Source organism: Trichocoleus sp. DQ-A3, assembly GCF_039961975.1.
GTDB lineage: Bacteria > Cyanobacteriota > Cyanobacteriia > Cyanobacteriales > FACHB-T130 > FACHB-T130.
Window position 1 is genome coordinate 118,129 of record NZ_JAMPKC010000004.1, and the last position, 14,710, is coordinate 132,838.

Below are 14,710 nucleotides of genomic sequence, written 5' to 3' on the forward strand. Positions count from 1 at the left end.
TTTATTTACTCTAGGCAGTCTTTTAACTGCTGTTGAATTTCGGCTACATTCAAGTTTCGCCCAATAAATACCAGTTGATTGCTTTTTTGAGAAGTCCACTTGTCAGTTTTCATCTCAATTCGTTTACCGCACAGTTGAAAGATGTGGCGTAAACTACTCTCCTTAAACCAGAGTAAACCTTTGGCGCGAAAAACGTCTTCGGGAAGTTGTTCGGTTAAAAATTCTTGAAATTTCTCTAAAAGGAGAGGGCGATCGCTTTCAAAAGAAAATGACATGAAACCATCATTTTCTAAGTGGTGGGAATGATCGTGATGATGATCGTGATGGTGATCGTGATGGTGATGATGGCTAGATTCCTCTTTAGCTGGATAAGATTCCGCTTGGGAAACTCCCACATCTAAAATTAGTGGCAGAGGAACTTGTCCGTAGGAGGTTCGCAAAACTCTTGCGCCTACTTTCATGGCGCGAATGTAGTCTTCCAACTCCTTGACTTGGGCTTCTGGAACCAAATCGGTTTTGTTCAGCAGAATGATGTCACCATAGGAAATCTGATTGAGGGCGGCATCACTTTCAAAATGCTCCGGTGTAAACGTTTCCACATCCACCAAAGTCAAGATAGAATCGAGCCGAGTTAGATCGCGCAAATCTGTACTAATGAAGGTCAAGGCAATGGGCAATGGATCGGCAATTCCGGTTGTTTCGACAATTAAGTAATCAATGCGATCGCTCCGTTCCAGCACCCGATAAACTGCATCGAGCAATCCATCGTTGATGGTGCAACAAATACAGCCATTAGTGAGTTCGATCATGTTTCGATCGACGGAAATCAATAGCTGGCTATCGATATTAATATCGCCAAATTCATTAACTAAAACTGCTACTTTTAAGTCTTGACAATTATGCAAAATATGGTTAAGCAGCGTTGTTTTACCACTGCCTAAAAAGCCTGTAACGATCGTGACTGGCATTCCCCGTTTAGGAATATCCGAAATCAGGTTTTGTTTGGGTGCTGTAAGATTGTTCATTACTCTTTCGGTGTTAATTGAGCGATGCAGACATAGATTCACACCATGCGGCGCAGTGTCTGCGATGACATGGCAAGTTCTCAGAATGCCAAGATATTTTTAATAATGATAACTATTATCATAGGCGATCGCAGGTAGTGCTTCGTAGGCGAACTCTTCTATCAATCGCTTACAGACTATACAGGCGTAGGTTAGAGTAGCGAGTTCTAACCTACAATGCGATCGCGCTTGGCGTTATCGGTCTTAAATTACCGCAATGCAGTCAATTTCTACCAGCACATCCTTGGGTAGACGGGATACTTGCACGCAGGCACGGGCAGGGGCTGTCTCTGCGTCAAAATATTTACCATAAACTGCGTTAACCGCAGCAAAATCATTCATATCTTTGAGAAAGACGGTGGTTTTGACCACATTCTCAAAGTTAGCGCCAGCCGCAGAGAGAATCGCTTCAAGATGAGCCATTACCTGTTCTGTTTGCTTGGCTACATCGTCGGTGTAGACAATATCACCGATTCTGGGATCGATGGCAATTTGACCAGCGACGAAGATCATCTGACCACTGGCAGCGATCGCTTGATTATACGGCCCGACTGGTGCTGGTGCGTTCTCGGTGCGAATTACTTTGCGTGTCATTGATGTTTGTGTTGGTAACGATGTTTCCTGTTTGCGGGGTTCTGTATCAGAGGCTAAGGACTTGTAAACTTCCCCATCGGGCATTATCGCGCCCGTGAAATCCGCACCCTTGATGCTTGCTCCATAAAGGTTTGCATCAGTCAAATCTGCTTTTTTCAGGTTGGCTCCATTCAGGTTTGCCCCCATGAAATTTGCTCCTTGCAGACCTGCTCTCTCTAAATTTATCCCTCGCAGACAGGCTTTTCTAAACTGTATGTTTGTCAGTTCTGCTGCGCCTAAATCTACCTCAGCAAAATTCATAGCTGACAAATTATAGCTGGGCAACTTGACACCCCGGAGCTTGGCTCCCTGGAGGTTGGCATCTTGGATGTTAACATTAGCTAATTCTGCCCGACTTAAGTCAGCTTCAGCTAAGTTTGCACCCGTTAGTTTCGCATTACTCAAGTTTGCTCTAACAAGGTTGGCTTGACTTAGAGACGCTTTAGTTAGGTTGGCACTATTTAGTTGAGCATCACTTAGGTTTACATTGTCTAGGTTGGCATTATTAAAGTTAACACCACTCAAGTTTGCCTTACTGAGGTTGGCACCGCTGAGTTCTGCCAAACCCAAATTTACTGAAGAAGCTTGCACCCCACTCAGATTTGCTCCAATTAAGGATACTCTGCTAAATTTTGCGCCAGTGAGGTTGGCATTAGCCAAGTTTGCCTGATTTAACTCAGCTCCGGTCAAATCTGCATTCTGTAGGTCTATCCCATTTAGGTTTGCACCTGGGAGCTTTATCCCACTTAGTTTTGCTCCTTGAAAGTTCCGTTCGCGTTGGGCGTATCTTTTTAGAAGTTCTTCAGCGTCCATTGTTGGTTGAGCAATTATCGCGCACTTGCATCAGTTTAAGACACCAGGCGAACAGGAAATCGCTGGGGCATTATTTTAAACCTGCGAAGGCGGGTTTTGTCTGTATAGGCGCGATTTCTAATCGCCGGAGCTAATGCAAATTTTAAACGCTCGGATTAATGCAAATTCTAATTGCCGGACTAATCTTAATTGCTTGATTTCGCTAACACACCATTCAGGAAAATATCAGCTAACCCTTCTGCCATTTCTTGCATTGCTTTCGGGGAAGCATTTTCTCCCAATAGGGTGTCGTGGCTAAAACCGGCGATTGTGAACATCCCTAAGAAAACTTGGGCGACAATTCTTGGATTCATGCGGCGATAGGTGCCTCTATCCATTGCAGTTTGAAAGAAAGCTTCCGCCACATCCGTCATTTTGACAATGACTTCAGCTTGGATGCGATCGCGCAACTCTGGATGAAACTGCGCTTCTGTAAAACAAACCCGCAGCATATCCGCATTTTCACGTAGATTCATCATCCGCCGATGCATCACCTGAGCCACAGCTTTATAGCTGCCCATTTCACTCAATTCCGTTAATAAATCTGTGAGAATTTCTACCCAGCCTTGCGTCGCCACCTCAATCAAGATCGCCTTTTTGTTCGGAAAATGACGAAACAACGTTCCTTCTGCAACCCCCGCTGTTGCGGCAAGATCGCGGGTTGTTGTCCCCTCATATCCCTGGCGGGCAAATAACCGCTGTGCTGCCTGTAAAATTCGGGTGTGAGTATCGTCTTCAGTATGAGCAACTTGCTTAGTTGTTCCTACCGTTTTCCGGTTAAAAATTCCCATATTAAGAAATAAATGGATGGATTACCACTAACACCCTAATGCAATTGTGCTATAGGCGAGTAATCAATCACCCAAACCTTCACAGATTGTTAACACCACACAATCCACGTTAGAGTCAATATCTTGGAATTAGCGCTGCTTAATCTTTAGTATTGTATGAGTCAGTTTTGTCGATTCCTGTGTGTGTCAATCCCAACGACAGCACAACCGTTACGGGAAAGTTTGAACCCCAGCCCTCAACCGTCAAGACAGCGTCAGTGGCGAAGCATTCTGGCTTTTCTGCTCGCGCTGCTGCTGGGGTGGGGTATGCAGCCCAATGTGGCGTTAGCTCGTACCCAGACGCTTGAAAAGGCGGATGTAAAACCTGCCACAACCCAATCGATTCAGCCCTATTTAGACCGGGTAATTCAGCGGGTGACAGAGTTTCGTTTAGAGAATGGTCTCAAGTTTATTGTATTGGAACGGCACCAAGCGCCAGTTGTGTCGTTTTACACCTATGCCGATGTGGGCGGTGCCAACGAACCCAATGGTCAAACAGGCGTTGCTCACTTTCTAGAGCATTTAGCTTTTAAGGGAACCACCCGCATTGGCACGCAGGACTACAAGGCAGAAAAGCCACTTTTAGACCGCTTAGACCAGTTAGCCGAACAAATTGAGGCAGCAAAAGCGGCAAAGAAATCGGCAGAAGTGACAAGGTTGCAGGCAGAATTTAACAAAGTTGAAGCCGAAGCAGCGAAATATGTCAAGCAAAATGAACTGGGTCAGATTGTCGAGCAAGCGGGCGGCGTCGGTCTAAACGCGGCAACCTCTACAGATTCCACAGTCTATTTCTACAGCTTTCCCTCTAACAAGTTAGAGCTGTGGATGTCGCTAGAGTCGGAGCGGTTTTTAGATCCGGTGTTTCGGGAATTTTATAAAGAGAAAGAAGTCATTCTGGAAGAGCGGCGGTTGCGAACCGATAACTCGCCCATCGGTCAAATGATTGAGGCTTTTCTGGATGCGGCTTTCAAAGTGCATCCCTATAAGCGTCCAGTGATTGGCTACGACCAGGACATCCGCAATCTTACCCGCGAAAATGTGCAGGAGTTTTTTGACACGCACTACGTCCCCAGCAAGTTAACTATTGCGGTCGTTGGGGATGTTAACCCAGCGGAAGTGAAACGGTTGGCTCAAGTTTATTTTGGACGTTACAAAGCGAGAACGGCGGAGCGGGAGCAATTACCGACGGAACCCAAGCAAATGGAAGCGCAGGATGTCACCTTGCGGCTGCAATCCCAACCTTGGTATCTAGAAGGCTATCACCGCCCAGCGATGAATCATCCGGATCATGCGATTTATGAACTGATCGGTCGATTGTTGAGCGATGGTCGGACTTCTCGCCTCTACAAGTCTTTAGTAGAAGAGCAGCAAGTGGCTCTGAATGCGGAAGGTTTTAGTGGCTTTCCGGGAGATAAGTATCCGAATTTGATGCTGTTCTACGCGCTAACAGCTCCCGGTCATACAGTGGATGAAGTGGCGGCGTCTTTGAGCAAGGAAATTGAGCGGCTGAAGACGGAACCCGTAGCGGCGATGGATTTGGATCGGGTGAAGACTCAAGCAAGAGCTGATTTATTGCGATCGCTCGATTCCAATATGGGCATGGCGATGTCGCTGGTGGACTATGAAGTGAAAACCGGCTCATGGCGGAACCTTTTTAAGCAACTAGATGCGATCGCTACCGTGACACCCGCAGAGATTCAGCGCGTGGCGAAAGAAACTTTCCAGCCACAAAACCGGACAATTGGGCGAATTCTGCCTAAACAGGACTGAGGACTGAGAGGAAGAAGAAGGAAGAGGAATGAGTATGCAGTGGTTTAGGCAGAATTTGCTGAAGAAAGGCAAAGGAAAACAAAGGAAAAACTATTTTCTATTTCTTTTGACTTTCTCCTTGATACTTTTGACATTTTTGATGCCAGCGGTAGCGGATACAGCGCGACATTATACGGAGTTGAAGTTTCCGCCGTTGCCGGAAATTCAGGTACCGCCATACACGCGCTATCAGATGGACAATGGGATGATTGTGTATCTGATGGAAGATCGCGAACTTCCCCTCGTGAGTGGCACGGCGATGATTCGCACCGGCGCTCGTCTGGAACCAGAAAACGAGGTAGGTTTGGCTACGTTGGTTGGGGAAGTCCTGCGGACTGGCGGAACCGCGAAGCACTCCAGCGATGAACTAAACCAATTGTTGGAACAACGCGCCGCTTCGGTAGAGAGCAGTATTGTTAGCACTGCGGGTAGTGCTGACTTTACGACGCTCTCTGAAGACTTGAAGGACGTATTTAGTTTGTTTGCTGAGGTAATCCAAGAGCCGATTTTTGCACAGGAAAAGCTAGATTTAGCCAAGACGCAACAGCGTGGTGAAATTGCGCGTCGGAATGACGACCCAGGTGGTATTGCTTCCCGCGAATTTGAGAAATTAGTCTATGGCAACAATAGCCCCTATGCTCGCACCGTAGAATATGCAACCTTAGACAACATTTCCCGCGATGACTTAATCAGTTTCTACCAGAAATATTTTCATCCGAAGAATATGATTCTGGGCATCGTGGGGGATTTTGATAGTAAGGCGATGCGTCAGATGATCCAGGAAAAGTTTGGGAACTGGAAGCCAAAAGGCACAGCGCAAACTCCACCGATACCAGGGGCGGAACAGGCAAAGCGAGGAGGGGTTTTTCTGGTAAATCAGCCGCAGCTGACGCAGAGTAATATTGTCATGGGTCATCTGGGCGGTCAATTGAACAGTCCTGACTATGCGGCTCTGTCAGTATTAAATGGAGTGTTAAACGGTTTTGGCGGACGGTTGTTTAACGAAGTGCGATCGCGCCAAGGTCTTGCTTACACGGTGTACGGTTATTGGGGCGCTCAATATGACTACCCAGGCGTATTCCTTGCTGGGGGACAGACTCGCTCAGATGCGACTGTACCCTTCATTAAGGGCGTCTTATCGGAAATCGAGCGCATCCGCACCAATCCAGTGACGCCAGCAGAACTTTCCTACGCCAAGGAATCGGAACTCAATTCTTTTGTTTTTAAGTTCCAAGATCCCAGCCAAACTCTGTCGCGATTGATGCGATATGAATATTACGGCTACCCGAAGGATTTTATCTTTCGTTACCAGCGCGACGTGGAAGCAACCACGATTGAGGATATTCAACGGGTTGCTGAAAAATATCTCCAGCCAGAGAACATTGTCACGCTGGTGGTCGGAAATGCTGCTGCAATTCAGCCGCCTCTAACCAGCATCACGCCCAATGTTACGTCGATAGATATTGCGATTCCAGGAGCATCAAAAAATAGTTAGTCCTTAGTCCTTAGTCCTTAGTTATTGCAACAGACTAATGACTCATGATTAAATGATTATTTGTCACAGGTCAGGAATCATTAGTTAAATGACTCTTGACCTGTGATTTTAATTTGATTGCATCTGAGCATCTAAGGCTTTAGAGATGCGATCGCGTGTTTCTTGCAGGTGGGCTTTGGTGTATTCATCTAAGTTCCCACTCCGGTGCCTGAGGCTGCCGTTGATGTCTTCGCGCAATTGGCGCAATTTCGACCAGGCAAGCGTTCGGGCGTCTTCGGGCACGTCCTCAGTCCGCAACACCATGCCGATTAGTATTTGCAAATGTTCTCGCTGCAAAGCCCGACGAAAGCTGGATATCTTCACCGACTTGCTATCTGCTGGCTGCAACTCACTCCAAATATCACTGTGCAAGGTATTAAATAGTTCTGGTAGCGTCAGCGCTTGATTTGGCTGACTCTTCAGTTCCAAGTCGCGCAGACGGTTGAGGCGATCGCCCGATAGCACTTCTCTCAAAACAATGCTTTGCGGGAAGAAGATGCTGTCGTGAACCGGAAAATCAAGGCGATTAATGGCAATATTATTGCTCCAATCCATCCAGCGCGAGGGTGCTAACTTATTGAGTAGATCCGGCGGGAAATTAAAAGCGTCTTCCGCAAAGACATACTTTTGCAATGCTGCCAAGGCTTCTCGCTGCTTGGCGACTGGCACAGGTTCAAAGGGTAAGCGTCCGTTGCGGTTTCCGGGGCGATCCCGGTAAAACGACTGTCCACCAATATATTTAGTAATCAAGAACACGTTTTGCAAATAGTGCATAAACGCGGTGTTAAAGCGATCGCTGACTTCGCTGTAACTTTCGCCGGTGCCGGGATACCCTTTATTGAGACGATCCCATAGTTGGCGGTCGATATCCAGTTGCGATCGCGCATAGCCCAGCGGATCGCCACTCAGGTCATATTGGTTCACGGTGGGATCGAGGTCAAAGCTGTCCTCATCGGAGGCATAAGCCAATTCCGGCTGACTCGATTTCTTGGCAATCTCATCAAGAAACCGCTGTTCGGCGATGGGAACTACCCCACCGCTGGGTTTGTAGCCATACTCAATCGCCCACTCGTCATAAGCGCCCACCTTGCTGGTATAGTAATCTCCTTGCTTGACGCCTTGGGGTGCCAAGTTGGGTGGCAGATAGTCCATGACGGAACTTACCATCCCCTTCGCGCGGGTGATGTCAGTGTTGTTCAATTCCTCTGGTGTTAGGAGGGTACTGCCACGGAAGTTGTGTCTTAAGCCTATAGTGTGTCCAACTTCGTGAGCAATGAGCAATCGCACAAATTGATGAATATACTCTTTCATGCGATCGCTTCTGGGACTGACATTCTGCAATAGTGACAGCGACAGCGACCCAACTGCCATCTGATTGGCAAATTGCATTCCCTTGCATCGATCGTTGTGACCATCATGCTCTAATAACGAAGGTTTTACCTGTCTATTGGCACCATGCGCCTCTCCACCATGCGCCTCTCCACCATGTTTAGACGAGTGAGAAGGCAAGAAGCCACGGTGACAAATACTGCTATTCCCTTTCTGGTTTGGTTCGATCAGGTGGCGATATTCCTGCTTGAACGAATTCACAAAGTCAGCGTCCACGATAATGTCAGCATCCAAGATTTCCCCAGTCAACGGGTTAACCCGCGACGGCCCTAATGCAAATGCGGCATCCAAAGAATTGAACCAGCGAATCGTGTTGTAGCGCACATCAGCCGGGTCCCAAGTCGCATTGTCTGGCATCTGCTGCACTGCGATCGCATCCTTGAATCCCGCCTTCTCAAACGCGGCGTTCCACATCAAAACGCCCTCGCGGATAGCGTCGCGGTACTCAACCGGGACAGTATTTTCAATCCAGAAGACAATTTGTTTTTTGGGTGGCGACAAGGAAGCTGCGGGATCTTGCTTTTCTAAATTCCAGCGCTGGATATAGCGCACAAACGGATCTTTACCACTTTTACTGGAAAAATCCTTGTAAACCGTGGTGAAGTATCCAATCCGTTCGTCGGCAAGACGCGGAATATAGCCGTTATTTTCCGGCAGCTGAGAGAGGCTGTAATGTACCTTGAGGGAAAGGGCGCGACTGTCTGGCAGCGTTGGCAGGTACGCCCCGTCATCTCCACTAGGGTTAGAGAAGCCGTAAATCGACTCAATTTCCATGTTCAGGGGGAAAGCTTTGGCAGCACCGAAGTAGGTTTTGTCTTCTTCTAGCTGGTATGAAGCCTCCAAAGCAGTTTTTAAATACGAACTTAATCCAGGTAAATCGCTGAGTAGCAGGTTCCCCAGATCGACGAGAATGGTTTGACGTTGCGGATGAATGCTGATGATCTTCAGGGAACTGAGAACGGAGTCAGAAAACCCTCGTTCTAGCGATCGCTGTTCTGGATTGCCGGGACTAGTGCGGAAGTTCACGTTGCGGACGGCAAAGTGCAAATTGTTGTTGACCCGGCGAAAATAGAAAAGCATATCTTGCAGCGGCATTCCGCTGTAAAGACCTCGTTCGCCAATTCCGGAGTCTAAGGTAATGGTGGCAAGGTAGTTTTTATTGAGCTGTTCTGGTTTAATTTCTAGATATATTGTGCCGGTTTGTTTGTTTCGGTAAAGGGTAAATAATCCTTCCAGCTTTTGAGTATTTTTAACCGTATCATCGAAGGATTGAAAATCTGAATTTTCTATATTTATATCTTTAGCTAAAACCTGAGAGGTTACGACTGGCTTCTGGGTGTTTGTAATGGCTGCTTTAACTGAAGAAACATTTGCGAATAATAATCCCAGAAGACAACACACGTAGAATGGCGATTTTTTCATTTTGTCTTTAAACTGATTGACGATTACTGATTCAAGTTAAAACAATGATGGGGTTGGTGCTTTATAGACACCATCTAAGCCGGGCTGAAGACAGCACATAAATCCTTTGTCTCTTTAATAAAACCTAGAGAGCTATGTTGCACGCTAAAGTTGAACGTCGTTTGCAACGCCATCTTTGAATGCATCAGCGGCTCCCTGTTTAAGATTCCCGCTTTGGAGTCTAAAAATACTATGCGCCAGCCAAAAAACCAAAAAAGTTTATATTTAATAGCGGATGGCTGTTTCCCCTGGATTTAACCTCTCCTCCAACCCTTTCAAGTTGCACCATTTATCGTCGATGGTGGATTCACTTCGATTCCAACTGGGCGTTTAAGGCTTTGTTAATGCGATCGCGTGTTTCCAGAAGGTGCGCGTTGGTGTAGGTGTCGAGGTTCTTCTGCTTCGATGCGCTATCCAGCGATTTCCGCAGTTGTTGCAGTTCGTACCATGCCAACGTTCGGGCATCTTCCGGTACCGATTCAGTCCGCAACACCATCCCCAGCATGATTTCCAGATGTTCGCGTTGCAAGGAACGGCGGAGGCTGGAAATATTCGCGGGTTTGCGATCGGATTGCTGCACCTCTGTCCAAATGCTCTTTTGCAAGGTGTCGAAGAGTTCCGGTAATGTCAGCGCTTCCCCTGGTTTTGTCTTCAGTTCGATGTCGCGCAGACGATTCAGGCGATCTTCTGATAGAAGCGATCGCAATACGCGACGTTGCTGCAACAGCAGGTTTTCGTGAATGGGATAATCTAGTCGGAAAATCGGGATCGGATTTCCCCAGTGTCTCCAGCGCGACGGTGCTAACTGATTGAGTAATTCCGGCGGAAAATCAAAAGCGTCTGCTGCAAACACATATTTACCTAATTTTGTCAATGCATCGCGCTGTTTTTCCAGGGGTACGGGTTCAAACGGCAAACGCCCGTTGGGATCTCCGGCATGGTTGCGGCTAAATGACTGTCCGCCAATGTATTGACTCATCAAATTAGCATTACTGAAGTAGTAACTAAGTATCGTGTTAAACAACAGGCGCATTTCTGCATAGCTATCACCCCGCAACGGATAACGCTTATCCAAACGCCCCCACATCATCCGGGCGTTGTCCATCTGCGACTGTGAGTAGCGCAGCACATCGCCACTCAAATCCCAAAGGCTGGCACCCGGATCGAGATCCAAGATGTCTTCATCCGTCGCATAGGCGTATTCTGGCTGGGGTGATTTGGAGGCAATTTGCTCTAAAAATCGCTTTTCAGCCACAAAATTCGTTGCCCCACTCGGTTTATAACCGTATTCAATCGCCCATTTGTCGTAAGGGCCAACAACGGCTGGATAATAGTCTCCTTGCTTCACACCTTGGGGCGCCAAGTTGACGGGAACGTAGTCCATCACCGAACTCGCCATTCCTTTGATGCGCGTGATGTCGGTGTTGTTCAATTCTTCCGGCTTTAGCAGAGTGCTACCGTGGAAGTTGTGCCGCAACCCTAAAGTATGTCCAATTTCGTGGGAAATCAGGTGGCGGATATACTGATGCACAAATTCTTTCATTTCGTTGCTGTTAGGCAAGACATTGTGAACCAGCGATAATGCGATCGCTCCCATCGCTGATTGAGTAGCCGCTTCCATGCCGTAGCAGAGATCGTGGTCTTGTAGGAGTTGCGAAAAATCGGGGGTAGATAATGACGGATTTTCCTCTTTTCCTTTCTCCGTCGCTTGTCCTCTCTCCAATCCGTTGCAGAGATTGGGATTCCCCGCAATTTGGGAAAATAACCCGGTTTCCGACGACTGGCTTGACTCGACAAGGTTGCGATATCGCTGCTTGATCGATTGCACCATGTTGGCATCTACAATGATGTCGGCGTCTAAGATTTCGCCAGTCAGCGGATTGACACGCGATGGCCCTCTGGCAGAATATCCATCCAAAGAATTGATCCAGCGAATCGTGTTGTAGCGGACATCTGCGGGACTCCAGGTGGCATTATCCGGCATTTGCCGCACTTCAATGGCGTCCTTAAATCCCGCCTTCTCAAAAGCTTTGTTCCACATCAGAACGCCTTCGCGGATGGAGTCGCGGTACTCAACCGGGACAGAATTCTCAATCCAGAAGACAATTGGTTTCTTGGGTGGTGACAAGGATGCTTTCGGATCTTGCTTTTCCAAGTGCCAGCGATGAATATAACGAACAAAAGGTTCTCTGCGGTTGTCGTTGGAGAAGTCCTTATAAGCAGTAATAAAGTAGCCAATCCGGTCGTCGGCAAGACGCGGAATATAGCCGTTGTTTTCCGGTAGCTGGGATAAACTGTAATGGACTTTAAGGCTGAGTGCCCTGCTATCAGGCAGAGTCGCTAAATTTGCGTCCTGGCTACTCGTCGATGAGAAACCGTAAACCGAGGAAATTTCGATATTGAGGGGAAAGGCTTTGGCGGTGTCGAAATACGACTTGCTACTGTCGAGGCGGTAGGAAGTATCCAAAAACGTTTTTAACATCGAGGTTAACCCAGGCAAATCGGTGAGGAGTAAGTCCCCCATATCGATAAGCAGGGTTTTGCGTTGCGGATGAGTCGCTTTGATGTCCAGCGAGTAGAGGACAGAGTCGCTAAACGCCCGGTTGAGCGATCGCTCTTGCGGCTCCCCAGAGCGCGTGCGAAAGTTAACATTGCGAACCACAAAGTGTAAATTCTCGTTCACGCGACGAAAATAAAACAGGAAATCATTTAGGGGAACTCCGCTATAAATCCCGCGTTCTCCAATCCCCGATTCCATCGTCACGGTGCCGAGGAAGTTTTTATTGAGCTGTTCGGGCTTGATTTCTAAATAAATTTTGCCCGTCTTCTTGTTGCGGTAGAGGGTAAACAACCCTTCCACCTTCTCCGTATTTTTAACGATTTCATCAAAGCCAGACTTTTTAGTAGCTTTACCCGCGTCACCCGCGTCTGCCATCTGAAGCGCTGCCTGGTTGGTATCTTTCAGCAGCCCCAATATCGGTTGTAGCGGCACCGTACTGCCATCTTCATGCTGTTTTTTAGTATCTTTGACCATCCACGCAAAAGGCTGTTGCTCTGGCTGATTTTGGCTGTCTTTGATGACCCATACGTGAGAATACGGAGACGTGACAGAGGTAGGAATTTCGAGTGCTGACCCCTCTTCACTTTTTTGAGGCAACTTATTTGCGCTGCCCCGATCGAGAGGAATCTGTTGCAATTTATTAGTAAAACGGTCTGACTTCTGGCTTCCAGATAGCTGCTTCTTGGTAACAGCAGCCTCAAGCGATCGCATCTGTTGGCGACCGCCCAACCTTTCCACCGCTTTTAGAGGCACCAGCGCCTGCGCTGCTACTTGTAGCTCTATCCCGAACAACACTCCTTGTAGAACCAATAGATAGAACGGCAATTTTTTCATTTTGTTCAGCATCCGAATGACCATTCCTACTTCATCAAATCTTTAAAAAGTATTTCAGTATATTTACTGGAGCTTTACTCTAATTTTAGAGAATTGGGATTATGATACTTACGTGAAAGTCCTTAAGTATTTCTTTGCTAAAGTGCAATAGAAACTTTTCTCGTCAGTCTTTTCAGCGTAACCCAAAGGTTTGTTAAATGGAGACATCCATTTAACAAACAGGCTGTTTATTGTTATTGAAAACAGTCTAGGTGAAATTGTTCCTTTGTTAGTTCATCGCTTCGATCTGCAACTTTCAGCAGGTCAAAATTCTCATGCCCAAAATTTTAGTGACATAAGGAAATAAGGTTTTTATGATAACCAAACAACGTCCCAGCTTACGCTTCTTGCTGTTCGCAACGCCTTTGATGGCTAGCTCTGCGTTCGTTGCTGCGCCTGGTTGGGCTGCAACTCTAGCCAAGTCTGAAGCGACAGTAGAACTGAATAAATTTAGCCACTCACCTGTTGAGGTGGAGGCTTTTACTGAGGCTTTTACTGAGATATTTACAAGCAGTAGTGAGGTGACTGCCGATGCTGATGCCTTTGCAGAATTTACAGCCGATCCCTCCCCTAAAAAAACCTCAGCTTTCAATTTCTCTTTAAGTAAAATTGAGGGCGAAGGTAAGAGCTATTTTGGACAGGTGAAAAGCGTAGCTGGAGTGATTGGCTATAACTTTCTAGTAAATGCAGGTCAAACTTTCTCTTTCGATTTTTCAGCTTTTTTAGGTCTTAAAACCTCTATTGACGAACCAGAATTTGAATATGCTAGTGCGTCTGGAGAGGTAAATTTTCAGTTATATAACACCCAGAATAATAAAGATACGAAGACTTGGATTCCTTTAGACTTTTTTAGCTTAGCCGGAAAAATAAAGACATTAGAACCTGGTGATTTTCTTGCTTATGAGAAGAGCGCCAACGTAACCGTTAAGCCAAATAAAGTTTTTTTAGAGACTTCTTTTGGAGGCAACGAAGAAACTGCTGAAGCTTTTATTCAAGGTAAGTTTTCGCGTAAATTCGATAGCTTAACTTATCTAACCTTAGTAGAAACTAAGACAAATAAAGTGAAAGCAAGTAAGGCAATTGCTGAAACCCCAGAGTTTTCGAGTACCTTAGCTTTACTCTTATTCTGCTTAATGGGCGTTGGATATGAAGCCAGAAAGAAAGCTGTTGCAGTGAAGTCAAAGTAAAAACGTTAGGCGACTAAAGTCGTAGCTACACGAACGAAGCCTGCCTACGTAGCCTTCATTTTTCAGCCTCTTAGTAGGGAATAGTTGCTGTAGGGGCACGGCATTGCCGTGCCCCTACAATGGCATAGAGATGATTTTTTCTAGAAGTCCCTAATAGAAACATCCTAATGCTTGTAGAAAGGGCGATCTGTAATCGCTAGGGATATAACAATTCTCGTTTGGATGCAGTAAGATTATATCCCACCCCACTTTTCAGGCAGGTGTCTATTTAGAAGTCACGCTAGATGTTGAGCGACTGCTACAACGATTGCCGGAACAGACTTCAACCGTGACGCATTGACTAATTGTATTCTCACTATCATCCGACGTAATGACTACGCTCTTGGCTTCTGCAACGCTTTTTCCATCAGATGAGACGATTCGCTGAATTAAGACTTTAGAACGGATCACGATTGATATCCTCCATTCAGAAGGGTGAATTAAAAGCAAGAGTTTAGATAGAATTCTAAACTCACCCA

The 14,710-nt window shown here is 46.6% G+C and carries 9 protein-coding genes; 3 read left to right on the forward strand and 6 right to left on the reverse strand.

All coding sequences use genetic code 11. The annotated features are described in order from the left end of the window. Positions 1-5: 5 nt before the first annotated feature. The 3 genes from NDI44_RS09350 to NDI44_RS09360 all read right to left on the reverse strand — a co-directional run bounded on the left by NDI44_RS09350 (position 6) and on the right by NDI44_RS09360 (position 3,340). Positions 6-1,025, reverse strand: coding sequence for a GTP-binding protein (locus NDI44_RS09350; RefSeq protein WP_190415164.1), 1,020 nt, complete (start codon positions 1,023-1,025; stop codon positions 6-8). Positions 1,026-1,268: 243 nt separating this feature from the next. Beyond that, positions 1,269-2,510, reverse strand: coding sequence for a Rid family detoxifying hydrolase (locus NDI44_RS09355; protein WP_190415165.1), 1,242 nt, complete (start codon positions 2,508-2,510; stop codon positions 1,269-1,271). A 185-nt stretch (positions 2,511-2,695) separates the two neighbouring features. Further along, positions 2,696-3,340: a TetR/AcrR family transcriptional regulator gene (locus tag NDI44_RS09360; protein WP_190415166.1), complete on the reverse strand. Its 645-nt coding sequence runs from the start codon at positions 3,338-3,340 to the stop codon at positions 2,696-2,698. Positions 3,341-3,562: 222 nt separating this feature from the next. On the opposite strand from NDI44_RS09360, the gene NDI44_RS09365 reads away from it, so the two are divergent. Continuing rightward, a complete protein-coding gene (locus tag NDI44_RS09365; protein ID WP_347276916.1) occupies positions 3,563-5,149 on the forward strand; it encodes a pitrilysin family protein in 1,587 nt (528 codons plus the stop codon). A gap of 28 nt (positions 5,150-5,177) precedes the next feature. Then, the gene (locus NDI44_RS09370) at positions 5,178-6,683 is read left to right on the forward strand and encodes a pitrilysin family protein (RefSeq protein ID WP_190415168.1); all 1,506 of its coding nucleotides are present in this window, start codon (positions 5,178-5,180) and stop codon (positions 6,681-6,683) included. A gap of 108 nt (positions 6,684-6,791) precedes the next feature. Here the strand turns inward: NDI44_RS09370 and NDI44_RS09375 are convergent, their stop codons facing one another. Continuing rightward, on the reverse strand, positions 6,792-9,533 hold the full coding sequence (locus NDI44_RS09375; RefSeq protein WP_190415169.1) for a zinc-dependent metalloprotease: 2,742 nt from the start codon (positions 9,531-9,533) through the stop codon (positions 6,792-6,794). A gap of 346 nt (positions 9,534-9,879) precedes the next feature. Further along, the gene (locus NDI44_RS09380) at positions 9,880-12,966 is read right to left on the reverse strand and encodes a zinc-dependent metalloprotease (protein ID WP_190415170.1); all 3,087 of its coding nucleotides are present in this window, start codon (positions 12,964-12,966) and stop codon (positions 9,880-9,882) included. Positions 12,967-13,319: 353 nt separating this feature from the next. Here NDI44_RS09380 and NDI44_RS09385 point away from each other — a divergent pair, with 353 nt between their 5' ends. After that, positions 13,320-14,192 carry a hypothetical protein gene (locus tag NDI44_RS09385; protein ID WP_190415171.1) on the forward strand — a complete coding sequence of 291 codons (873 nt, stop codon included), beginning with the start codon at positions 13,320-13,322 and terminating at the stop codon, positions 14,190-14,192. Positions 14,193-14,456: 264 nt separating this feature from the next. Here NDI44_RS09385 and NDI44_RS09390 read toward each other — a convergent pair whose 3' ends face one another. Then, on the reverse strand, positions 14,457-14,642 hold the full coding sequence (locus NDI44_RS09390) for a hypothetical protein (RefSeq protein ID WP_190415172.1): 186 nt from the start codon (positions 14,640-14,642) through the stop codon (positions 14,457-14,459). Between the last annotated feature and the right edge of the window lie 68 nt (positions 14,643-14,710).

What these genes read in the sequence shown, in the direction of transcription:
- NDI44_RS09350 (WP_190415164.1), bottom strand. Translation starts at nt 1,025, where the DNA reads ATGAACAATCTTACAGCACCCAAACAAAACCTGATTTCGGATATTCCT.
- NDI44_RS09355 (WP_190415165.1), bottom strand. Translation starts at nt 2,510, where the DNA reads ATGGACGCTGAAGAACTTCTAAAAAGATACGCCCAACGCGAACGGAAC.
- NDI44_RS09380 (WP_190415170.1), bottom strand. Translation starts at nt 12,966, where the DNA reads ATGAAAAAATTGCCGTTCTATCTATTGGTTCTACAAGGAGTGTTGTTC.
- NDI44_RS09360 (WP_190415166.1), bottom strand. Translation starts at nt 3,340, where the DNA reads ATGGGAATTTTTAACCGGAAAACGGTAGGAACAACTAAGCAAGTTGCT.
- NDI44_RS09375 (WP_190415169.1), bottom strand. Translation starts at nt 9,533, where the DNA reads ATGAAAAAATCGCCATTCTACGTGTGTTGTCTTCTGGGATTATTATTC.
- NDI44_RS09385 (WP_190415171.1), top strand. Translation starts at nt 13,320, where the DNA reads ATGATAACCAAACAACGTCCCAGCTTACGCTTCTTGCTGTTCGCAACG.
- NDI44_RS09370 (WP_190415168.1), top strand. Translation starts at nt 5,178, where the DNA reads ATGAGTATGCAGTGGTTTAGGCAGAATTTGCTGAAGAAAGGCAAAGGA.